The 21,568-nt window shown below is 69.8% G+C and carries 16 protein-coding genes; 6 read left to right on the forward strand and 10 right to left on the reverse strand.

Annotation, left to right across the window (positions count from 1 at the left end):
* Positions 1-60: 60 nt before the first annotated feature.
* Positions 61-3,024, forward strand: coding sequence for a bifunctional [glutamine synthetase] adenylyltransferase/[glutamine synthetase]-adenylyl-L-tyrosine phosphorylase (locus tag ACE3QW_RS19850; RefSeq protein WP_374253487.1), 2,964 nt, complete (start codon positions 61-63; stop codon positions 3,022-3,024).
* 160 nt (positions 3,025-3,184) lie between these two features.
* On the opposite strand, the gene pepN is transcribed toward ACE3QW_RS19850, so the two are convergent.
* Complete coding sequence (pepN, locus tag ACE3QW_RS19855; protein ID WP_374253488.1) at positions 3,185-5,815, reverse strand: aminopeptidase N; 2,631 nt, start codon at positions 5,813-5,815, stop codon at positions 3,185-3,187.
* 102 nt (positions 5,816-5,917) lie between these two features.
* Positions 5,918-6,739 carry a sulfite exporter TauE/SafE family protein gene (locus ACE3QW_RS19860; RefSeq protein WP_374253490.1) on the reverse strand — a complete coding sequence of 274 codons (822 nt, stop codon included), beginning with the start codon at positions 6,737-6,739 and terminating at the stop codon, positions 5,918-5,920.
* 207 nt (positions 6,740-6,946) lie between these two features.
* Between ACE3QW_RS19860 and ACE3QW_RS19865 the strand changes: the two genes are divergently transcribed.
* On the forward strand, positions 6,947-7,219 hold the full coding sequence (locus tag ACE3QW_RS19865) for a hypothetical protein (RefSeq protein WP_374253492.1): 273 nt from the start codon (positions 6,947-6,949) through the stop codon (positions 7,217-7,219).
* A 57-nt stretch (positions 7,220-7,276) separates the two neighbouring features.
* Here the strand turns inward: ACE3QW_RS19865 and hisG are convergent, their stop codons facing one another.
* Positions 7,277-8,254, reverse strand: coding sequence for an ATP phosphoribosyltransferase (gene hisG / locus ACE3QW_RS19870; protein WP_029559003.1), 978 nt, complete (start codon positions 8,252-8,254; stop codon positions 7,277-7,279).
* The gene (locus tag ACE3QW_RS19875) at positions 8,251-9,414 is read right to left on the reverse strand and encodes an ATP phosphoribosyltransferase regulatory subunit (protein ID WP_024278389.1); all 1,164 of its coding nucleotides are present in this window, start codon (positions 9,412-9,414) and stop codon (positions 8,251-8,253) included. Before ACE3QW_RS19875 ends, hisG begins: the two co-directional genes overlap by 4 nt.
* A gap of 161 nt (positions 9,415-9,575) precedes the next feature.
* On the opposite strand from ACE3QW_RS19875, the gene ACE3QW_RS19880 reads away from it, so the two are divergent.
* Complete coding sequence (locus tag ACE3QW_RS19880) at positions 9,576-9,851, forward strand: exodeoxyribonuclease VII small subunit (RefSeq protein WP_029559001.1); 276 nt, start codon at positions 9,576-9,578, stop codon at positions 9,849-9,851.
* Positions 9,852-9,947: 96 nt separating this feature from the next.
* Here the strand turns inward: ACE3QW_RS19880 and ACE3QW_RS19885 are convergent, their stop codons facing one another.
* Positions 9,948-10,538, reverse strand: a complete 591-nt coding sequence (locus tag ACE3QW_RS19885) for a protein-S-isoprenylcysteine O-methyltransferase (protein WP_374253495.1) — start codon at positions 10,536-10,538, stop codon at positions 9,948-9,950.
* Positions 10,535-11,911, reverse strand: a complete 1,377-nt coding sequence (locus ACE3QW_RS19890; protein WP_374253497.1) for a hypothetical protein — start codon at positions 11,909-11,911, stop codon at positions 10,535-10,537. The genes ACE3QW_RS19885 and ACE3QW_RS19890 overlap by 4 nt, the downstream gene beginning before the upstream one ends.
* Positions 11,912-12,041: 130 nt before the next feature.
* On the opposite strand from ACE3QW_RS19890, the gene ACE3QW_RS19895 reads away from it, so the two are divergent.
* The 3 genes from ACE3QW_RS19895 (at position 12,042) to dxs (ending at position 16,298) form a co-directional block, all read left to right on the forward strand.
* Positions 12,042-13,310, forward strand: a complete 1,269-nt coding sequence (locus ACE3QW_RS19895) for a glycosyltransferase family 9 protein (protein ID WP_374253499.1) — start codon at positions 12,042-12,044, stop codon at positions 13,308-13,310.
* A 7-nt stretch (positions 13,311-13,317) separates the two neighbouring features.
* Entirely contained in the window at positions 13,318-14,235 is a 918-nt protein-coding gene (locus ACE3QW_RS19900) for a glycosyltransferase family 2 protein (protein ID WP_374253500.1), read from the forward strand.
* Between the two features lie 119 nt (positions 14,236-14,354).
* A complete protein-coding gene (dxs, locus tag ACE3QW_RS19905; RefSeq protein WP_374253501.1) occupies positions 14,355-16,298 on the forward strand; it encodes a 1-deoxy-D-xylulose-5-phosphate synthase in 1,944 nt (647 codons plus the stop codon).
* A 210-nt stretch (positions 16,299-16,508) separates the two neighbouring features.
* Here dxs and ACE3QW_RS19910 read toward each other — a convergent pair whose 3' ends face one another.
* The 4 genes from ACE3QW_RS19910 to ACE3QW_RS19925 are packed head-to-tail and all read right to left on the reverse strand — an operon-like array spanning position 16,509 to position 21,560.
* Positions 16,509-18,134: a gamma-glutamyltransferase family protein gene (locus ACE3QW_RS19910; RefSeq protein WP_374253503.1), complete on the reverse strand. Its 1,626-nt coding sequence runs from the start codon at positions 18,132-18,134 to the stop codon at positions 16,509-16,511.
* Between the two features lie 26 nt (positions 18,135-18,160).
* Positions 18,161-19,243 carry a PLP-dependent cysteine synthase family protein gene (locus tag ACE3QW_RS19915; protein ID WP_374253505.1) on the reverse strand — a complete coding sequence of 361 codons (1,083 nt, stop codon included), beginning with the start codon at positions 19,241-19,243 and terminating at the stop codon, positions 18,161-18,163.
* On the reverse strand, positions 19,240-20,781 hold the full coding sequence (locus ACE3QW_RS19920; RefSeq protein ID WP_374253507.1) for a class I adenylate-forming enzyme family protein: 1,542 nt from the start codon (positions 20,779-20,781) through the stop codon (positions 19,240-19,242). The genes ACE3QW_RS19915 and ACE3QW_RS19920 overlap by 4 nt, the downstream gene beginning before the upstream one ends.
* Positions 20,778-21,560, reverse strand: coding sequence for a VOC family protein (locus ACE3QW_RS19925; RefSeq protein ID WP_374253509.1), 783 nt, complete (start codon positions 21,558-21,560; stop codon positions 20,778-20,780). The genes ACE3QW_RS19920 and ACE3QW_RS19925 overlap by 4 nt, the downstream gene beginning before the upstream one ends.
* Positions 21,561-21,568: the final 8 nt, after the last annotated feature.

Here is a 21,568-nt window from a genome sequence, read left to right on the forward strand (position 1 = left end):
CGGCACTTCGATGAAAGAAGGCTTGCGCGCGGCAAGTCGCTGGTGCCTTTAGACCTGACCATGCGTTGGCCCACGGAACCGGATTCGGCGGACCGGCCGCCCCTCGCCCTGCAGATGCGGGAAGCGCCCGTCGTGGCGGATGCGAAGGCGGCAAAGATTAAGCTTTCCCACGCCATCGAACGGCTGGCGCCGGAGACGCGCGCCGCCCTTGATGCGCTGTTCGCCGAGTCGCCCTGTGCCGAACAGGTCTGTCTCGGGATCGCCGAAAGTTCGCCCTTCCTCACCGAAGTGGTCCGCGCCGAGCCGGAGCGGCTGTTGCGCGTGCTCGGACGCTCGCCACACGCCCACCTCGATGCGCTCGTCGCCGAATGCGCGGCTGTGGATGGCTCGGAAGCCGATGTGATGCGCGCGCTGCGGCGGATGCGCAGCGAGGCGGCCCTGCTGATCGCCATCGCCGATATGGGTGGCGTGTTCGGCCTCGTGGAGGTGACGGCGGCGCTGACCGACGTGGCCGACGCGGCGGTGCGCAAGGCGCTGTCCTTCCTTCTCGGCGAGGCGGTGAAGGCCGGGCGGCTCATGGTGCCCGATCCCGCCGATCCGCAGGCCGGCTCCGGCCTCGCGGCGATTGCCATGGGCAAGCACGGCGCGCGGGAACTCAACTATTCCAGCGATATCGACCTCGTGGTGGTCTACGACCGCGAGAAGGCGCAGCTCGCCGACAGCGTGTCCGCCTCGCCCTTCTTCGTGAAGATCACACAGGGGCTGGTGCGGCTGCTGCAGGAGCGCTCCGCCGACGGCTATGTGCTGCGCGTGGACCTGCGCCTGCGCCCCGATCCCGGCTCGACGCAGGTCGCCCTCTCCACCGTCTCGGCCCTCGACTATTACGAGCGCGAAGGCGCCACCTGGGAGCGCGCCGCCTACATCAAGGCGCGCCCCGTGGCGGGCGATGCGGAGGTGGGGCGGCAGTTCCTCGCCGATCTCTCACCCTTCGTCTGGCGCCGCGTGCTGGACTTCCAGGCCATCGCCGACGTCCACGCCATGAAGCGCGAGATCCACGCCTTCCGCGGCCATGACGTGGTGGCGGTGGAGGGGCACAATGTGAAACTCGGTCGCGGCGGCATCCGCGAGATCGAGTTCTTCGTCCAGACCCAGCAGCTCATCGCCGGCGGGCGCGATCCCTTGCTGCGCACCAGCCGTACTCTCGATGCGCTCGATGCGCTCACCGCCCATCGCTGGATCGAGCCGAAGGTCCGTGACGATCTCGCCGAGGCCTATCTCTTCCTGCGCCGGGTGGAGCACCGCATCCAGATGGTGGCGGATGCGCAGACCCATTCGCTGCCGGAAAGCCGCGAGGCCATGGAAGGCTTTGCCCGCTTCATGGGCTATCCCGACCGGGACGCCTTCGCTGCCGCCCTCGTCCAGCGCCTGACGACGGTTCAGGGCCACTATGCCCATCTGTTCGAGGATGCGCCGCCGCCGGCCGTGCTCGACGCCGACCTGCTCTTTCCGCCGGACGAGAACGACCGACCGACGCTCGCCGCCCTTTCGCGCCTCGGTTTCAAGGACCCGGCGGCGGCGAGCGGCATCGTCCGGCGCTGGCTTGCCGGAGGGCCGCGCGCGCTGAAGACCGAACCCGCCCGCGCCCATCTCGCCCGCATCGTGCCGCTGATGCTGGAGGCGCTCTCGCGCGGCGGCGACCCGGACGGCGCGCTGATCGCGGCCGACCGTTTCCTCACCGAGCTGCCGGGACCGCTCCTCCTCACCGCGCTGGACCGCCACCCGGACCTCGTGCGGCTGCTCGCCACCATCCTCACCGCCGCCCCGCGCCTCGCCGAGACCCTGGCCCGCCGCCCCTCCCTCACCGACGCACTGCTCGATCCCGCCTTCTTCGATGTGCTGCCCGACGAGGCGAGCCTGTCCGAGCACCTCGAACTGCTGCTCGACACGGCCGAGACGGACGAGGAGCAGTTCGACCGCGCCCGCCGCTTCCGGCAAGAACAGCATGTGCTCATCGGCGTGCGCATCGCCTCCGGCACGCTGCCGGCGGCGCGGGCGGGCGAGGCCTATGCGACGCTCGCCGAGGTCATCATCCGCGCCCTGCACCGGCGCGTGTGGGAGCGCTTCTGCGAGGCCCACGGCCGCATTGCCGGCGCCGAGACGGCCGTGCTCGCCATGGGCAAGCTCGGCGGCCGCGAGATGACGGCGGGCTCTGACCTCGACCTCATCGTGCTCTATGATTTCGATCCCGAGGCCGATCCCACCTCGGACGGTCCGCGCCCGCTCACCGGCGCGCAGTATTTCGCCCGCTTCACCCAGCGCCTCGTCACGGCGCTGACCTCGCTGACCAATGCCGGCAAGCTCTATGACGTGGACCTGCGGTTGCGCCCCTCCGGCCGCTCGGGTCCGCTGGCGACGCGGCTCTCCTCATTCGCCACCTACCAGCAGGCGGATGCCTGGACGTGGGAGCACATGGCGCTGACCCGCGCCCGCGTGATCGCCGCCACGCCGGAGTTCGGCGCCATCGTGCGCGACGTCATCGGCGGCATCATGGGCCAGGCGCGCGACCAGCGCCGGCTGGCGGGCGACATCCTCGACATGCGCGGCGCCATCGCCGCCGAGAAGGGCGCGGATGACCGCTGGAACCTGAAGCACGCGGCCGGCGGGCAGGTGGATGTGGAGTTCCTCGCCCAATATCTCGTGCTGGCCCATGCGCACGATCATCCCGAGATCGTGGACACGGCCACCGCCCGGGTGCTCGCCACCGCCGAGCGGCTGGCCTTGCTTGAGCCGGAAGACGCGCACGTGCTGCTGCGTGCCTGCCGCCTCTACCAGAACCTGACGCAGGTGCTGCGCCTGTCGGTGGACGCCCACGTGGTGCCGCAGGACGCGAGCCCGGCGCTGCGCGCACTCCTCGCCCGCGCCGGCGAGATGCCGGACTTCGCCACGCTGGAAGCCGATCTGTTCGAGACCGAGCAGAAGGTCCGCGCCATCTTCGAGCGCGTGCTGGAGATGGCGGCGGAGTAGGGGCGGCGGCGCCAAAAATGACCATCATCCCCCGGCTTGTCCGGGGGATCCACCGTTCCGCCCGCGCGTTGCCCGGAAACCCCAAGCCGCCCAACCGTGGATCGCCCGGACATGCCGGGCGATGACCATGCCGAAGGTTTGCGGGCCCGAAGCCCCGCTTTCACCCCAGCGCGCGGGTGGCGATGTCGGCCACATCAGGCGAGAGGCCGGGCGTCTCGGCCACCTTGCGCAGGGCCCGCTCCGCGCTGGCGCGGCGCATCGGCTCCAGCTGGCGGAAGGTCTTGAACGAGGCGAGGAGGCGGGCCGCCACCTGGGGGTTCTTGCTGTCGAGTGTCAGCACCACGTCGGTGACGAAGTCGTGCCCGGCGCCGTCCGCCCGGTTGAACTGGGTGGGGTTGGTGGCCGCGAAGGCGCCCACCAGCGAGCGCACCCGGTTGGGATTGCCCAACGAGAAGGCCGGATGCAGCATCAGGTCCTTGATGCGCTCAAGGGTGCCGGGAGCTGCGATCTGCGCCTGCAGCGTGAACCACTTGTCGATGACCAGCGCATCCCGCTCGAAACGATCGTAGAAGGCCTGAAGCGCCGCTTCGCGCTCCGGCACCTCGTGCTGGGTCAGCACCGCAAGGGCGGTGATGCGGTCGGTCATGTTGTCCGCCGCCTCGAACTGCGCCTTGGCGCGGGCGATGCCCTCCGCCGCGCCCGTGACAGCGAGGAAATCCAGCGAGAGGTTGCGCAGCGCGCGACGCCCGGCAGAGGCCGCATCCGGCGAGAAGGGGCCGGTGGCGGCCATCGCCGCATAGGTGGTGGCGAACGCGCCTTCCAGTGCCGTGCCCACCGCGATGCGCAGCGCCTTGCGGGCGGTAAACACCGCGTCCGGGTCCACGTCCTTCGCCAACTCCCGGGCCACCTCGCCCTCGCCGGGCAGGGCCAGCGCCTGCGCCTTGAAGGCGGCATCGAGCGTGGTGTCGGCAAGGATGGCGCGGGCGGCCGTCACCAGCGCCTCCGTCGCCGGCAGGCTGCCCGTGCGCGCGCCGGTCTTGAGCATTTCCAGCGCGATGCGCTGGATGGCGTCGAAGCGATTGAACGGGTCAGCATCATGGGCGGCGAGGAACACGCGGTCGGCCTCGGTGAGGTCGCTCACGAGGTTCACCGGGGCCGAGAAGCCGCGGTTGAGCGAGGGCACGGGCCGCGCGTCGAGGCCGGTGAAGAGGAAGCTCTGGCGCGCCTCGCTCACCTCCACCACGCCGTTCTCCACCGGCACGTTGCCGAGCGCCAGCGGCTGGTCGCGCCCGTCCGGGCCGACGAGGCCGAGGGCGAGGGGAATGAGCATGGGCTTCTTGGTGGGCTGGCCCGGTGTGGGGGGCACCTCCTGCGCCACGTCGAGGCGATAGGTGCCGGCCTCGGCATCCCACGCGCCGCTCACGGTGAGCACCGGCGTGCCCGACTGCGCATACCACAGCGCGAACTGCGAGAGGTCGCGGCCGGTGGCATCGGCGAACGAGGCGACGAAATCCTCGATGGTCGCGGCCTCGCCGTCATGGCGCTCGAAATAGAGGTCCATGCCCGCCCGGAACCCGGCCTCGCCGAGCAGGGTCTTCAGCATGCGGACCACCTCGGCGCCCTTCTCGTAGACGGTCGCCGTGTAGAAGTTGTTGATCTCGCGATAGGTTTCCGGCCGCACGGGGTGCGCGAGCGGGCCCTGGTCCTCGGTGAACTGGGCGGCCTTGAGCGCCCGCACGTCGGCGATGCGCTTCACCGGGCGGGAGCGCTCGTCGGAGGAGAATTCCTGGTCGCGGAAGACGGTGAGGCCTTCCTTCAGGCACAGCTGGAACCAGTCGCGGCAGGTGATGCGGTTGCCGGTCCAGTTGTGGAAGTATTCGTGGGCGATGACGCCCTCGATCCCCGAATAATCCGCGTCGGTTGCGGTCTCCGGGGTGGCGAGGACATACTTGTCGTTGAAGACGTTGAGGCCCTTGTTCTCCATGGCCCCCATGTTGAAGTCCGACACGGCGACGATGTTGAACACGTCGAGGTCGTACTCGCGGCCGAAGGCCTCCTCGTCCCAGCGCATGGAGCGCTTCAGCGCGTCCATGGCGTAGCCGGCGCGGGCCTCCTTGCCGTGCTCCACATAGATGCCCAGCTCCACCTCGCGCCCCGAGCGCGTGAGGAAGCTGTCCGAAATCTTGGCGAGGCGCCCGCCCACGAGGGCGAACAAATAGGACGGCTTCGGCCACGGATCATGCCACACGGCATAATGGCGGCTGGTGCCGTCCACCTTCCCGCTTTCCACCAGATTGCCGTTACCGAGCAGCACGGGCGCCTCGGCCTCGTCCGCCTCGACACGGGTGGTGAAGACAGAGAGCACGTCCGGCCGATCGGGATAATAGGTGATGCGGCGGAAGCCCTCGGGCTCGCACTGGGTGCAATAGTTGCTGGAGGTGCGGTAGAGCCCCATCAACTGGGTGTTGGCGGTGGGGTCCACCAGCGTCTCCACCTCCAGCACGAAGGCGTCGGCCGGGGGATGGGCGAGGGTGAGGCGGTCCGGTGTCGCCTCAAAGCTCGGGCCGGCCACCGGCTTGCCGTCGATGGCGAGGCGGACGAGCGTCAGCCCGTCGCCATTGAGCACCACCGGCGCGCCGGGGGCGCCCGCCGGGTTGCGGCGCAGGGACAGCTTCGACGTGACGCGGGTCTGCGAGGGGTGCAGGGAGAAATCAAGGTCCACCTTGTCCACCAGCCAGTCCGGGGCGCGGTAGTCGGAAAGGTGGATGGCCTTGGGTTCGGCATCACGCATGAACATGAACTCCCCGCGCGCCGCCGCATTGGGCGCGTCGCCTTGTGCGATGTGATCTTGGGCTGAGAGTAAGGCCCGGCGCGCCGGGAGGGAAGCGCGCCGCTATGCGCCCGAGGCCGAGCCGTGCCGCCAGATCTTCCAGGCCGACATTACAAGGATGGCCCCGAGCAGCGGCAGCAGCATGGAGGCCGGCACGACGCCAAGCAACTGCCCGCCGAGAAACGCGCCCAGCATGGAGGCGGCCGTCATCACGCCCAGGAACGTGAGGTTCTCCCGCACGACGCCGAGGGTGTTGTCGCGGCCGAAACGGGCGAAGCCGACAATGAGGGTGGGCAGGCTCACAGCGAGCGCGACGCTGCCCGCGAGCTTCACCGGCAGGGCGAACAGCAGCACCAGCGTTGGCACCAGCAATTCCCCGCCCGAAACCCCCATGAGCGCCACCGCGAGCCCGATGATGAAGCCGGCCAGCACCCCGACCACCAGCCGCACGGTGCCGTCGATGGCCATGTGCTTGAGATCGGGATCGTCCCCCAGCACCAGCAGGACGGCGGTGAAGACGAGCATGGCCGCAATGGTGCGGAACAGGGTGCGCGAGGCGAACCGCGTGGCGTAGGTCGCTCCAGTCCAGGCCCCCGCGAGACTGCCGGCCAGCAGGGTCGCGATCACCCGCCAGTGCTCGGCCACCTCGGCGAAGGGAATGGTCGCGGCGCGGGACGGCAGGGCGAAGGCCACCACCACGAGGCTGAGAACCCGATTGATGATGATGGCGGGCAGCGCCTCGAACCCCAGCGCGATCAGGACCGGCAGCCGTATTTCCGCGCCACCGAGACCGATGAGGCCGCCGACGGTCCCGATGGCCAGCCCAGCCAGTGATCCGTGCAGCAGGCGACGCCTCAGGGACGTTGCGGAAGGCTCGAAAGACATGCCGATCACGCTCCCTTGAACGGGCCGCTTCGCACCGTCACCTCGGCCTCAGAATAGGACGCGAGCCGTTGAGATCAAAGAATTCTCGTCGATTGTCCAGAAATCCCCACCGATTGTTTCGCTAAGGGAGCCTTATCGAATTTTGCGGCGCACCCTAGCTCCTAGCCATCAAAGGGCGTGGTGGGGTTGGTATTTAAGGAGATCAACATGCGTAATCTGACTTTTAGCGCCGTCGCGCTCGCCGCCCTCCTTGCTTCCGGCGCGGCCTTCGCGGGTGACGAACCGTCCCTCGCCGCCGCCGATGCTGAGGCGCAGGCCGCTGCGACCCTCCATTCGCAGGCGCAGCCGCTCGGCTACGCGACGCCCCGCGCCGGCCATCCGGCCTTCGTGGCGCTCTCCGCCGGTCAGGAGCGGAGCTCGCTCTCGGAAGCCGACCGCCTGTTCCTGGCGCAGGGTGACCGCGGCCTCGGCACCAACTGACGAAAACCCCCGGCCGGCGTCCTGTGCCGGCCGGGGGCATTCACGAAGGTCAGCTGTTCAGCCGTTCAGCCGCGCGTCCAGCGCCTCGTAGAGCGGATTGTCGGCGGCGAAGACGTATTCGATGGGGCCGACCGTCACCATGCTGGCGCCGCGCTGGCGCAGGAAGGTGGCGAGAGCGTGCAGCGTGTCCGGCGGGCAGTGCAGGGTCAGCATGCCGGACGATGTCGGGCCGCCGAAGGGTGCCACGCAGCGATAGGCCGCCACCGCCTCGTCCACCAGCGAGGCATCGCAATCGGCAAAGCGCGTGCGCACCTCCCGCATGGTCCGGGCGCGCTTCTCGGCTCCCAGCCGGTCGAACATGGCGCGGGCCGCCGCGAGGGGACCGCCGCTCCAGTTGGCGGTGAGGGAGGCGACGAGGTTCGCCTCGGACTTCAGGATGATGCCGTCGTCCACCACCTTCAGCGCATTGGCGGCCAGCGTCGCCCCCGTGGTGGTGATGTCCACGATCAGCTCGGCCGTGCCGGCGGCGGGCGTGCCCTCGGTGGCGCCAGCGCTCTCGACGATGCGGTAGTCGATGATGCCGTGGCGGGCGAAGTAGCCGCGCGTCAGGTTCACATATTTGGTGGCGACGCGGATGCGCCGGCCGGTGCGGCCATGGAAGTGGCTCGCCACGTCGTCGAGATCATCCATGGTGCGCACGTCGATCCACGCCTGCGGCACCGCGACCACCACATTGGCATGGCCGAAGCCGAGCTTTTCCAGCAGCGCCACGCGGCTGTCCGCCTCATGGATGTTCTCGCGCACCAGGTCCTCGCCGGTCACGCCCAGATGGGCGGTGCCGGAGGCCAGCGCCGCGGCGATTTCCGAGGCGGAGAGATAGGCGACCTCCACCCCTTCCACCCCGCCCAGCGCGCCGCGATAGTCGCGGGCGCCGCGGGCCTGCGTCAGCGGCATGCCGGCGCGGGAGAAGAAGGCGTGGACATTTTCCTGAAGCCGCCCCTTGGACGGCACGGCGAGGATGAGCGGCGTGGTCATCGGGCGTCCTCCGCGGCACCTGAGAGGCCGGCGAGGCGCTCCACCCAGGCGGCAAGACCGACGCCGGGGATGGCACCCTCCGCGCCGAGCCGCGACAGCAGCCGGTCATAGCGCCCGCCCGCCACCAGCGGGCCGGCGCCGGGACGGGCCGGGTCGTGCAGCTCGAACACCATGCCGCTGTAATAATCGAGCGGCCGCCCGAAGGCGGTTGAGAAGCGCACGGACGACAGGTTCACCGCATAGGCGGTGAAGAAGCCGGTGCGGCGGTCGAACAGATCGAGGGCGGCGTTGAGGTCGATACCCGCATCCGCCGCCAGCGCCCGCATCCGGGCCGAGGCGTCGTCCGGCGTGCCGGAGATGGCGAGGTAGCGCGAGAGGATTTCCGAGGTTTCCGTCGAAAGCCCGCCGCCTGCGTCGAGGGAGGACTGCTCCAGGAACCGCTCGGCGATCTCCGACACGCTGCGTCCGCCCACCGTCGAAATGCCGGCGATGGAGAGAAGATCGGTGATGAGCGCGCGAGCCGCCGCCGGGTCCGCGCCGTCCAGCGCCGCCAGCACGCCGGCATGGGCGGGGGCGCCCTCGCGGCTCTTGTCGTTGAGTTGGGCGAGATCGAGGTTCACCCGTCCCTGGCCGAAATCCTTCAGCAGCCGGCGGCGCATGGCCGGCGCCAGCGGCAGGGCATCGAGCAGCGCCGTGAACAGGCCCACATCGCCGAGCCGGATGTCGGGCTGGGGCAGGCCGTAGAGCGCGCAGGCATTGAGGCCGAGGGACAGGATTTCCGCGTCCGCCGCCTCGATGTCGGTGCGGCCGAAGGATTCCACGCCGGCCTGCCGGAACTCGCCGGGGCCTTCGCCACGGAAGCGGAAGACGGGGCCGAGATAGCTCACCCGTGCCGGCATCGCCATGCCCTCGGCCAGCACCGCGCGGGCGACCGGGATGGTAAGGTCCGGCCGCAGGCACAGCTCGTGGCCTTCGGCGTCCGCCGTCAGATACATGCGGCGGCGGATGGATTCGCCCGAAAGGTCGAGGAATACGTCGGCCGGCTGAAGGATGGGCGGATCGAGGCGCGCGAAGCCGGCGGCCGCGAAGGTGGCGACCAGCGCCTCCTCGAGGCTCGGGGACGTGCGGGAGGTGAGGGGCGCGGGCGCCGCGGGCGACATGGGTGCAAGGTTTCCGTGAGGTCTTGCGGGCTTCTAGCAAAGCCGGCGCCTTACGGCCACCCCGGCGCCGACTCGGCCCACCGCCCGGGGACTGAAGCGCCGCGCTTCGGGTGGCGGCGGGTGTCGTCTATGGTGAGCGCCTGTCGAATCAGGAGGCGGCCATGGCAGGCGCGAGCGGAGCAAAGGGCGGCACGGCGGTGGCCGGCGTCGAAAATCTCTCGTTCGAGCAGGCGCTTGCCGAGCTGGAGGCCATCGTCGCCAATCTCGAACGGGGCAACGTGCCGCTGGAGGAATCCATCGCCATCTACGAGCGCGGCGAAGCCTTGAAGCAGAGGTGCGAGGCCTTGCTGAAGGCCGCCGAGGCGCGGGTGGAGACCATCACCCGCGACGCCGCCGGCCGCCCGGCGGGCACCCAGCCGCTCGATCCGGACGCCTGACAAGCGTCCCGAAACGGCACAGTTGCAGGATTTGTCGGGGACAGTGGGGGAACGCAGCGGGACCGAATCGCTGCCGCGCCCGTTTTCCCGCTTCGTTCAGTAGATGCCCGGAATGACGCGCCTGGTGCGCCGGGCATAGGCGTCATACTCGGCGCCAAAGGCTTCCCGCATCATCTGCTCCTCGCGCCCGACGCGGAAGAAGAAGAGGATGCCGAATCCGATCAGGCCGGCCAGTCCGGCGATGAAATTCGGCAGAAGCAGCGCCTGCGCCAGGGCCCACAGGAAGAAGGCCGAGTACATGGGGTGGCGTACCTTCTGATACACCCCCGAGGTGATGAGCTCGTGCTTATCCTTGATCTCCAGCGTCACCGACCAATACTTTCCAAGCTGCCGGTGGGTGCGCCAGAACAGCAGAAGTGAGCCGGCGAACACCACCACGCCCGCCACCAGCTGAAGCACGGTCGGCGGGTAGGAGGCGAACCTGGGGAAGCCCGTCGCCGCATAGATCGCGGGGATGATGCCCAGCCCCAGCGTGGAGATGGACAGAAGGATCATCTCCCGCAGATTGCGGTGCCGCGCATCCGCCACGCGCTGGCGTTTTGCCTTTCGTTCGAAAGGGATACGTAGGACGTACCAGGATACAACGCCCACGGCCCAGGCGATCTTGGCGAAGGTCAGGAGGCTCATGCGGCGGTCTCGGGTTCCGGGAGGGGGAGGATGCAGCCGGCGTCGTCATAGACCAGCGGGCGCAGGGTTCCGTCGGGCAGGAGATAGGCCCGTAAGCTATTGGTATGCGAGGCCAAAACGTCGAACGACAGGGGTCCGCAGACATACGCATAGAAGTCATGCGTCGAACGGATATCGCCGGCGAGGAAGCACTGGCAGTGCAGGCGCATCACGTCGAACCAGTGGCGGCGGTAGATGGCCGGCGAGATCATCTGCCGGATTTCTACGTGTCGGATCAATGGCTTGAGGAAATAGTCGCCGGGCGGCAGCAGCACCGGGGCGAAGCTGACGGGGCCGAGGGTGACCGGGTTCACCTTGTAGAAGGAGACGATGTCGTCGCGCGACTGCACCTCCACCCAGCCGATCTGCTCGGCCGCCGCAACCCGTTCTGCTGCCTCGCGAAAGCGTCCGCCGGCGGGGTGCAGGGCGAACTTGGCGGTGGTCGAGCCGAGGGTGAGGATGCGCACGCGGGCGCGGGTGCCGAAGGCGGGATCGGCGGTGAGCGCCGCGGCCATCGCGCTGACCGCGAGCATGGCGCCAAGGCTATGGCCTGCAACGATAATCTCGTCGATGCCCTGTGCCGCCGCCTCCGCTTCAACTGCCCGCAGACGATCGGCGAAGGCGCGGATGCGGGATTCCACCTCGGGATGCCGCCCGCGGACGAAATCCACTGAGAATTCAGCGAGATCCAGCGACTGCTTCAGCCGGAAGCGGCGCCCCGGCCAGCGCATCAGGAGGAGCCCTCCGGCGAGGGTCACGGCAAGACCGGCGATCGTCGCGACCAGCGTGCCGAACGCCGCAAGCCATTGATGAACAAGGAAACCCGCCGCCGCTGCCAGCCCCCAGAACAGGGCGAGCAGCATGTAGGTGAAGAGGAAGAACAGGCCGTAGCGCCGGCTGGAGCGGAAGTAGTTGGCGATGGTGCCGCTCGACACCATGTCCGCCATGGCCCGCACCGAGCCCTTCATGTGGCTCCACACTGAACGGCCCATGTCAGCCCGAGTCAGGTCATGCCACCCCAGGTTTTCGAACGTGGTTTCGGTATGCCAGTTGGGGCCGTCAGCTTCGGTTCGCCAGAATCCGCCCGTGGGCGTCGGCACGGGTGCCGAGTCGCGGCAGTGGGTTCGCACATTCCACACGTCGCCGAAGCGTTTTAGCTCGCGCACGAAGATGCGGTGGTGCCCTTCCACCGCCATGGGGTCGAAGCCGGCAATGAAGAAGACGTGGCGGCGGCGGACCCGGGCGCGCGCGTCCGCGTCCTGGGGCGGGATACCGCGCGCTTCGGCGTCGGTCCCGGCGGTGGGGCCTGCGAGCGTTCCCTCGGCGTCGTGCATGGGGCGCCTTCTAGCGAAGATGGCCGGGCGTGGCTAGTTGCGGCAACGGCAGGCGCCGGGATAATGGAGCCGTCCCACCTCGGCAGGGCAGGGGCGGCGGGCCCCTCATCGCGGCGGGCATGGAGAGGGCATGGCGAGGCTGCGGGATCTGCTGACCGCCATGTGGAAGCCATCGGCGCCCATGGGTGGCGACGCGGCCGCCCCCTTGGTGCCCGAGCCTCCGGCGCTGCCCCAGGCCGAGGCGGAGCCGGTGCAGCCCGTCCCTTCCCCCAGCTTCGCGCCCGGCCTCTGGGACAGTCCCCTGTCCCGCCTCGCCGCGCTGGGCCCGACGCCGTCGCTGCTGGTGGTGAAGCTCGATCATGCGGGGGATTTCGTCACCGCGCTGCCGGCGATCCGGCGGCTCCGCGAAGCCTTTCCCGCCTCGCGCCTGACGCTGCTGTGCGCGCCCTTCATGTGCGATTTCGCCGCCACGACCGGCCTCTTCGATGCGGTGCACGGCTTTGATTATTATCCGGCGCGGGGCCATCCGCCCGCTGGCGTGCCGGACGCCGCGCTGGCGGCGGTCGCGGCGCTGGATCTGCCGCCCGCCGACATCGCCATCGACCTGCGCCACGCCGACGATTCCCGCGCGCTGCTGGCCGCGCTGCCGGTGCGGTTTCGCGTCGGCTTCGCCGGGCTCGGCGCCCGCCATGCTCTCGACCTCGCCTTGCCGGAGATGGAGGCCTCGGCCCGCGCAGGCGGCCTGCTGGCGCCGCTGCCGGCGGGGGTGCGCCTCTCCGCCCTCGCCGAGGTGCTGGTCAGCGCCTTTCGGGCGGTCCAGGCCGACCAAGGGGCGCCCATCCCTCTCGGTGCCCCACCGGCTGTGCCGGATTTTCCCGATGGCTATGTGGTGCTCGCCCCCGGCGCCCGCCTCGCCATCAAGCTCTGGCCCGTGGAGAATTGGCGGGTGCTGGCGGAGCGGCTGCTGGGCGCAGGCGCCCTCGGCCTCGTGCTCACGGGCACGGCGGAAGAGGAGCCGCTGTGCGCCGCCATCGCTGCCGGACTGCCGGCGGATCGCGTGGTCAACCTGGCGGGCCGGCAGGATCTGGCCGGGCTCGCAGCCGTCATCCACGGGGCGCGGGCCGTGGTGGCGCTGGATTCCGCCCCGGCCCACCTTGCGGCGGCCCTCGGACGGCCGACCCTGTGCCTGTTCTCAGGCCTTGCGGATATCCAGAGCTGGGCGCCTGCCGGCCCGCGCGTGGCGGTGCTGAGCGCCCATGCCAGCTGCGCGCCGTGCTTCCTGAACGATGTGGCCGACTGCACCCACGGCCACGGCTGCATGACGCGCCTCACGCCGGACCATGCGCTGGCGGGGCTCGCCGCCCTCGGCCTTGAGTTTGCCTGCGTTCCGCTGCACTAGAGCGCCCATGATGCGCCCCTTTCCGACCGTGGCGGAGGCCCCGTCCGATGAGGACGGCCCACGGCCCGCTCCCGCCGACGTGACGGTCGTGTTCGTCACCTACAACAGCTCGGCCGTCATCGGCCGTGCGGTGGCGAGCGTTCCGGCGGAATGCCCGGTGGTGGTGGTGGACAATGCGAGCCCCGAGGGCACAGCGTGGGCGGCGGCCCTCGCGCGGCCGGTCGATTTCGTCGCCATGCCTGTCAATGCCGGCTTCGGCACGGCCTGCAATGCCGGCGCCCGGCGGGCGGGGACGCCCTATGTCCTCTTCCTCAATCCCGATGCGGTGCTGGGGCCGGATACCCTTCCCCGCCTGCTGGCGGCGGCCCGGCTCTATGGCGAGCCGGCCATTCTCATGCCGGCCATCGTGGGCGAGAACGGGCGGCTCATGCGCAAGGAAGGCTCCATCCTGGAGAAGGTCCCGCGCAGCGCCCGCCTCGCGCCGGAGGAGATTGCGGGGGATTATTGCACCCGCTTCGTCCATGGCGCCGCCTTCATGGTGTCCCGCGCCGCCTTCCTCGATCTCGGCGGCTTCGACGAGGCCATATTCCTCTACCACGAGGACGATGACCTCTCGCTCCGCGTATTGGCCCGCCGCATCCCCATCGTGGTGGTGACGGACGCACGGGTGACCCATGCGGGCGGGCGCTCCAGCACGCCCTCCTTCGGCCAGACCTTCCGCATCAGCCGCGCCAAGATGCACTCGGAACTCTATGTGCGGGAGAAATACGGCCGCGCCGGCGGGCGGGCCTCGCGGCTCCTCTGGCTGGGGGCCGGCTGCGCGCTGGCGCTGGCGCTGTTCGACCTCCACCGGGTCGCCATCCGGGCGGGAAAATTCGCCGGTTGCCTCGATGGAGTGCGCCGGAATGCCCCGCCGCACGTATAGGTTTCAGGTGTAGACGAAGGTCGCCCGAGCGTCGCCGCAAGGTCAGCCTTTGTACGTTGCATACCAGCGAGCCCGTGTGTAAGGCTCGGTTTCCCGGTTCGTTCCGGTCGGAGTGGTCCGTGACTTTGCTGAAGACCCCGTTGCTCGATACCATCCGCGAACCCGCAGATGTGCGGCGGCTGCCCCAAGAGAAGCTGGCCCAGCTTGCGGCCGAGCTGCGCGCCGAGACCATCGATGCGGTTTCCGTCACCGGCGGGCATCTGGGCGCGGGCCTCGGCGTGGTCGAGCTGACGGTGGCATTGCACCACGTCTTCAACACCCCCCACGACCGGCTGATCTGGGACGTGGGCCACCAGTGCTATCCCCACAAGATTCTCACCGGGCGGCGCGAGCGCATCCGCACGCTGCGCACCGGCGGCGGCCTCTCCGGTTTCACCAACCGGGCCGAGAGCGAATACGACCCCTTCGGCGCCGGCCATTCCTCCACCTCCATCTCCGCCGGCCTCGGCATGGCGGTGGCGCGGGATCTCGGCGGCGGCGAGCGCAATGTGGTGGCGGTGATCGGCGACGGCGCCATGTCGGCGGGCATGGCCTATGAGGCCATGAACAATGCCGGCGCCATGGATTCGCGCCTCATCGTCATCCTCAATGACAACGACATGTCCATCGCCCCGCCCACGGGGGCCATGTCGGCCTATCTGGCGCGGCTCATCTCCGGCCAGACCTACCGTTCGCTGCGGGAGATCGGCAAGCAGATCGCCGGCCACCTGCCCAAGTTCGTGGAGCGCGGTGCCCAGCGGGCCGAGGAGTTCGCGCGCGGCTTCTGGACCGGCGGCACCCTCTTCGAGGAGCTGGGCTTCTATTATGTCGGCCCTATCGACGGGCACAATCTCGACCACCTCCTGCCCGTTCTGAAGAACGTGCGGGACGCCAAGACGGGGCCGATCCTCGTTCATGTGGTCACGCAGAAGGGCAAGGGCTACGGCCCGGCCGAGCAGAGCGCGGACAAGTACCACGGCGTCGTGAAGTTCGACGTGGTGACGGGCGCGCAGGTGAAGGCCAAGTCCAACGCCCCGTCCTACACCCGCGTGTTCGCCGAGAGCCTGATCTCCGAGGCGCGGCGCGATCCCAAGATCGTCGCCATCACCGCCGCCATGCCTTCCGGCACGGGGATCGACCTGTTCGGGCAGGCCTATCCCGACCGCACCTTCGACGTGGGCATCGCCGAGCAGCATGCGGTGACGTTCGCGGGTGGCCTCGCGGCGGAAGGCTTCAAGCCGTTCTGCGCGCTCTATTCCACCTTCCTTCAGCGGGCCTACGACCAGGTGATCCACGACGTGGCGCTGCAGGGCCTGCCCGTGCGCTTCATCGTCGACCGCGCCGGCCTCGTGGGGGCGGACGGGGCGACCCATGCGGGGGCCTATGACCTCGCCTATCTCGGCTGCCTGCCCGGCATGGTGCTGATGTCGCCCGCCGACGAGGCGGAGCTGATGCACATGATCGCCACCGCCGTGGCCTATGACGACGGCCCGTCCGCCGTGCGCTTCCCGCGCGGCGAGGGCGTGGGCGTCGAGCGGCCGGACCGGGGCGAGGCGCTGCCCATCGGCAAGGGGCGCATCGTGCGCGGAACCGGGGAGGGCGATGTCGCCATCCTCTCGCTGGGCACCCGCCTTGCGGCCGCGCTGGACGCCGCCGAGCGGCTGGAGGCGGCCGGTTTCACGGTGACGGTGGCCGATGCCCGCTTCGCCAAGCCCATCGACCGCGATCTCGCGCTGAAGCTGGCCTCCGGCCATGCCGCGCTGGTGACGGTGGAAGAGGGCTCCATCGGCGGCTTCGGCAGCCAGGTGCTGCAATTCCTCACCGACGAGGGCGTCCTGGATCGCGGCACCGTCAAGGTGCGCTCCATGGTGCTGCCGGACATCTATATCGACCACGACACCCAGGCCCGCCAGATCGCCGAAGCCGGCCTCGACGCCAACGCCATCGTGGCGAAGGTGGAGGGGCTGCTGGGCACGGCCAAGGCGGCGGGGCTCTCCGGGCGCGAGCTGTCGCGGGCGGGGTGAGGGGCGGGGCTCCTTGGGGCCGTCCAGATCGGCGCATTCCGCCCTCACAGGTGTCATGGCCGGGCTTGTCCCGGCCATCCACGTCGTGACGCTAGCATCAACGTCCGAATGCCGTTCCCGGCCTAACCACGTGGATGCCCGGTACGAGGCCGGGCATGACGGGTGTTATGGTGGCGCGGCCTGCGCGTTTCTCCGGTTCGGCTCGTCCCCTCAGCTCACCGCCGCCTGACCATCCCGGCGCGGGTCGCTCGCCGCTGCGTAGCCTTCCACCGCCGGATCGCCCATGCGCCAGATGAACTGGCCGGCGCCGAAATCCTGATAGGTGTCGTTGAGCACGGCCACCTCGTGGCCCAGCGCCGCGAGGCCGTCCAGCAGCTCCGGCGTGTTGCCGGGCTCGAGGTTGATGGAGAGGCCCTCGTCGAAGCGCCAGCGCGGGGCGTCGCAGGCGGCCTGCGGGTTCTGGGCGAAGTCGAGCATCCGCACCAGCGTCTGCACATGGCCCTGCGGCTGCATGTTGCCGCCCATCACGCCGAAGCTCATCACCGGCTGACCATCCCTGGTCAGGAAGCCGGGAATGATGGTCTGGAACGGCCGCTTGCGCGGCGCCACCACATTGGCGCGCTCCGGGTTGAGGCTGAAGCCGAAGCCGCGGTTCTGGAGCGACACGCCCCAGTCCGGCAGCACCACGCCGGAGCCGAAGCCCTGATAATTGCTCTGGATGAAGCTCACCATCATCCCCGAGGCATCCGCCGCCGTGAGGTAGATGGTGCCGCCGCGCACCGGATTGCCCGGCGCGAACCGCTGGGCGCGGCGCGGGTCGATGAGGCGGGCGCGGCCGGCGATATAATTCTTGTCCAGCATGTCCGCCGGGCTGATCTCCATGGCCCGGGGATCGGCCACGTAGCGATAGACGTCGGCGAAGGCGAGCTTGATGGCCTCGATCTGGAGGTGCTGGGCCTCCACGCTGTCCGCCGACAGGCCCGAAAGATCGAAATGGGAGAGGATGCCCAGCGCCATCAGCGCGGTGATGCCCTGCCCGTTGGGCGGGATCTCGTGCACCGTATAGCCGCGATAGTCCTGCGCCACGGGCGTCACCCAGTCCGGGGCATAGGCGGCCATGTCGGCTGCGGTGAGGGCGCCGCCATTGGCCTTGGCGTTCGCCTCCAGCGCGTCGGCGATCTCGCCGCGATAGAAGGCCTCGCCCTTGGTCTCGCCGATCAGCCGCAGCGCGCGGGCGGCGCCCGGCATGGTCACGTGCTCGCCGACGAAGGGCGCGCGGCCCTTGGGTAGGAACACTTCTTTGAAGCCCGGCTGGCTCGTGAGCTGGGGCAGCGTCGCGGCGGCGGCCCACTTGTGCTGCACGTTGGTGGAGACGAGGAAGCCGCGCTCGGCGATGGCGATGGCCGGCTCCAGCAGGTCCGCGAAGGGCAGCTTGCCGAAGCGTTCGGAGAGCGCGACCCAGCTCGCGACCGCGCCGGGCACCGTCACCGCGTCCCAGCCGCGCTGGGGCAGGGTCTTGGCATCGGCGCCGTACTTGGTGCGGAAGTATTCGGGCGTCCAGGCGGCGGGCGAGAAGCCCGAGGCGTTGAGGCCGTGCAGGCCCTTGCCGTCCCACAGGATGCAGAAGGCGTCCGAGCCGAGGCCGTTGCTGCATGGCTCCACGATGGCCATGACGGCGGCGGCGGCGATGGCGGCGTCCACCGCATTGCCGCCCCGCCCGATCATGGAGAGCCCCGCCTGCGCCGCCCGGGGATGGGAGGTGGAGACCACATTGTTGCCGAACACGGGCAGGCGCCGCGAGGGATAGCCGGCGGACCAATCGAACGACGCAGTCATGGTGCAGTCCCGCAATGAGAGAAACGTCAGCGCTCAGGGCCGAACACGGCATCGAGCCGCGCGATGTGGGGCTTAAGGTCGATGCCGTGCTCGGCGAGCCAGGCATCGTCATACAGGGTGGAACGGTAGCGCGCGCCGGAATCGCACAGCAGGGTCACGATGGACCCGCCTTTCCCCTCCGCCGCCATCTCCTCGATGAGATCGACGCAGGCGGAGATATTGGTACCGGTGGAGCCGCCGCAGGCGCGGCCGATCACGGCGCTGATCCGGCGGGCGGCGGCGATGCTCGCCGCGTCGGAAATCACCGCCATGCGGTCCACCACCGAGGGGATGAAGGAGGGCTCCACCACCGTGCGGCCGATGCCCTCGATGACGCTCTTGCAGGCATCCACCTGCATCACCGCGCGGTCGGCATAGTGGCGGTGGAAGACGGAGGCCTCCGGGTCCGCCACGCACAGGCGGGTGGGGAATTTGCGGTAGCGGATGAAGCGCCCGATGGTCGCCGCCGTGCCGCCGGTGCCGGCGCTGCACACCACCCAGTCGGGGATCGGAAACGGCTCCCACGCCATCTGCGAGAAGATGCTCTCGGCGATGTTGTTGTTGCCGCGCCAGTCGGTGGCGCGCTCGGCAAAAGTGAACTGGTCCATGTAATGGCCGTCCAGCTCCTCGGCGAGGCGGCGTGCCTCTTCCGAGGTGTTCCAGCCGTCGATGAGGTGGGGCTCGCCACCCTCGAAGGCGATGGCCGCCACCTTCTCCGCCGAGGTCCGCCGGGGCATCACCGCGATGAAGCGCAGGCCCAGCAGCCGGGCGAAATAGGCTTCCGAAATGGCGGTGGAGCCGGACGAGGATTCGATGATCGTGGTGTCCGGCCCGATCCAGCCGTTGCACAGGGCATAGAGGAACAGCGAGCGCGCCAGCCGGTGCTTGAGGCTGCCGGTGGGGTGGCTCGATTCGTCCTTCAGATAGAGCGTGATGCCGGGCACGCGCGGCAGCGGGATGCGGATGAGGTGGGTGTCGGCCGAGCGGTTGATGTCCGCCTCGATGCGCGCGATGGCCTCGGCCACCCACGCCTGATCGGGCACCGCGCGGGGCGGGGCGATGACGTTCATGCCGGGCTCCCTGCGGGGCTCATTTCGGCCGTGCTCACATCGGCGATCGCGCGCCGCTTCAGCGCGCTGCGGTCGATCTTGTTGGTGGTCGCCAGCGGCATCTGGTCGAGGAACCAGATGCGGCGGGGATGCTGGTAGGCGGGGGCGTTGGCGAGCATGAACTGCTTCAAGGCCTCCTCCCCGATGTCGGCACCGGCGCGGCGCACCACGAAGGCCACGGGCTTCTCGCCCTTGATGTCGTCGGGCACCGGCACGACGCAGGATTGAAGCACCTGCGGGTGCTTGTCGAGCACCGCTTCCACCTCGCCGGGAAAGATGTTCTCGCCGCCGCAGACGAACATGTCGTCGGTGCGGCCGAGGAAATAATAGAAGCCGTCCGCGTCGCGCCGGAACACGTCGCCGGTGCGGTAGAAGCCGTCCGCCGTGAGGGGCGAGCGCACGTCCGGCCGGTTGTGATAGCCGAGCATCACCGCCGGGCTCTTCATCTCCAGCTCGCCGCTCTCCGGCGCCTCCGGCCCCACGAGGCGCACGGCGACTTGAGGATGGGGATAGCCCACCGAGCCCATGGGCACGGGCCGCCCGTCCGGATGGCCGGAGAACACGATGGGGCCGCCTTCCGTGGTGCCATAGGCGTTGATGATGGCGGCGTTGGGCAGAAGCTGGCGGATCTGCTGGGCCAGCGAATCCGTCACCGGCGCCGAGCCCATGCGCAGCATGCGCACGCCGGAGAGGTCGGCCTTCGCCAGCGCCGCCTTCTCCCGCAGCATCATGGCGATCATGGGCGGCACGGCGGTGAGGAAGGTGCAGCCGTGGCTGGCGATGGCCTCGATATAGGGCACCGCGCGGAACTGGGGCAGCAGCACCGCCGTGCTGCCGGACGCGCAGGTGAGCAGCGCCAGCGCCAGCGCGTTCATGTGGTAGAGCGGCGCGGCAATGAGCATCCGTTCGCGGGAGAGATCGGTCTCGGTGCGGCGGGTGTCCGCCACCCACCGGTGCGCGGCGTGGGAGAGCAGCACGCCCTTGGGCCGTCCGGTGGAGCCGGAGGTGTAGAGGCTGAGCGCCGGTTCGTCGGGCACGGGCACCACCGGCTCGAACGCGCCGGGATCGAGGAGGGCGGCGAGCGTGCCCGGTCCGGTGCCGTCGAAATCCACGAAGGCGACGCCCTCGGGCGGTTCTGAGGGCAGGAGGGCGCGGCGCTCTCTATCGTGGACCACGAGGCGGGCGCCGCAATCGGCGATCACGTCGGCGATGGTCGCGGCCGGGAACTTGAAGTTCACCGGCACCGGCACGATGCCGGCGCGAATGGCCCCCATCACCACCGCCACATAGTCCGGCCGGTTGGCCGCGAGGATGGCGATGCGGTCGCCGCGCACGAGGCCACGGGCGAGCAGGCCGCGGGCCACGGCGTCGGCGAGGGCGTCGAAGGCGGCGCGGGTGAGCACGGTGGTGCCGCCGTCGAAATCGAGGCCGATGAACAGGGGATGGTCCGGCGCGTTGGTGCGGCAGACGAAATCCCCGAGGTTCGCGGGCAAGCTCATCGGCTGCTCCTGCAGGTCAGGTTCAGGTCAAAGGCGGGCAGGCTGAGCAGGCCCGCATCGGGGGAAAGGGGCTGCCAGCCGGCATCGTCGCGCGCGGCGGCGCGGGCCGCGATGTCGTCGAGGCTGGCGAAGCGCAGCGTCGCGGTGCGGAAGGCGGCTGTCTCGCCCGGCACCACCAGCACGTCGGCATCGTCCAGCGGCACGCGCCAGCCCTCGGCGTGGGGCGTTGCGGTGCTGTCGAAGGCCATGGCGAGGCGGCGGGCCTCCGCCTCCGGGTCGGTCGAGGCGATGGTGAAGGCGTCGATGGCGAGGAAGCCGTTGGGATGGGTCATCCATTCCGGCCGCCAGACCAGTTCCGGCGTCAGGTGCTCGCAGAAATAGACGCGCCCGGCCGGGAAGGTCTCCGGCGGCAGGCGCACGGTGCGGAAGCGGGCGTCGTGCTCGACGCCCTCCACGTCCACCGGCCGCGAGAACGCCACCGGCCCGGTCGGGGCGAATCCAGCGGCCGCGAGGCGGTCGCGGGTGGCGTCGGCGTCGAAGGTGCGCAGCACGAGGCCGTTGAGGCCGAACGGGCTGTCCAGCACCTCCTGGCGCTGGCGGCCGGTGTCCGGCACCCCCACCAGCTCCAGATAGGCGCCGGGCGTCATCATCAGATGGTTGATGGACCCGAGCGAATGGTACCCCCGCGGCGTGAGCGTGAAGCCCAGCGCCGCAAAGAGGTCCGCGGCCGCGTCCATGGACTTGAGGGTGTTGATCACCACATGGTCGAGCGCGGCCACGGGTTTCC

It is taken from the genome of Xanthobacter sp., from assembly GCF_041911315.1.
GTDB classification, from domain to species: domain Bacteria; phylum Pseudomonadota; class Alphaproteobacteria; order Rhizobiales; family Xanthobacteraceae; genus Xanthobacter; species Xanthobacter aminoxidans.

Bases quoted from the DNA above. Each gene is read 5' to 3' on its own strand.
- ACE3QW_RS19850 (WP_374253487.1), top strand. From the start codon at position 61: ATGCGTTGGCCCACGGAACCGGATTCGGCGGACCGGCCGCCCCTCGCC.
- pepN (WP_374253488.1), bottom strand. From the start codon at position 5,815: ATGCGTGATGCCGAACCCAAGGCCATCCACCTTTCCGACTACCGCGCC.
- ACE3QW_RS19860 (WP_374253490.1), bottom strand. From the start codon at position 6,739: ATGTCTTTCGAGCCTTCCGCAACGTCCCTGAGGCGTCGCCTGCTGCAC.
- ACE3QW_RS19865 (WP_374253492.1), top strand. From the start codon at position 6,947: ATGCGTAATCTGACTTTTAGCGCCGTCGCGCTCGCCGCCCTCCTTGCT.
- hisG (WP_029559003.1), bottom strand. From the start codon at position 8,254: ATGACCACGCCGCTCATCCTCGCCGTGCCGTCCAAGGGGCGGCTTCAG.
- ACE3QW_RS19875 (WP_024278389.1), bottom strand. From the start codon at position 9,414: ATGTCGCCCGCGGCGCCCGCGCCCCTCACCTCCCGCACGTCCCCGAGC.
- ACE3QW_RS19880 (WP_029559001.1), top strand. From the start codon at position 9,576: ATGGCAGGCGCGAGCGGAGCAAAGGGCGGCACGGCGGTGGCCGGCGTC.
- ACE3QW_RS19885 (WP_374253495.1), bottom strand. From the start codon at position 10,538: ATGAGCCTCCTGACCTTCGCCAAGATCGCCTGGGCCGTGGGCGTTGTA.
- ACE3QW_RS19890 (WP_374253497.1), bottom strand. From the start codon at position 11,911: ATGCACGACGCCGAGGGAACGCTCGCAGGCCCCACCGCCGGGACCGAC.
- ACE3QW_RS19895 (WP_374253499.1), top strand. From the start codon at position 12,042: ATGGCGAGGCTGCGGGATCTGCTGACCGCCATGTGGAAGCCATCGGCG.
- ACE3QW_RS19900 (WP_374253500.1), top strand. From the start codon at position 13,318: ATGATGCGCCCCTTTCCGACCGTGGCGGAGGCCCCGTCCGATGAGGAC.
- ACE3QW_RS19910 (WP_374253503.1), bottom strand. From the start codon at position 18,134: ATGACTGCGTCGTTCGATTGGTCCGCCGGCTATCCCTCGCGGCGCCTG.
- ACE3QW_RS19915 (WP_374253505.1), bottom strand. From the start codon at position 19,243: ATGAACGTCATCGCCCCGCCCCGCGCGGTGCCCGATCAGGCGTGGGTG.
- ACE3QW_RS19920 (WP_374253507.1), bottom strand. From the start codon at position 20,781: ATGAGCTTGCCCGCGAACCTCGGGGATTTCGTCTGCCGCACCAACGCG.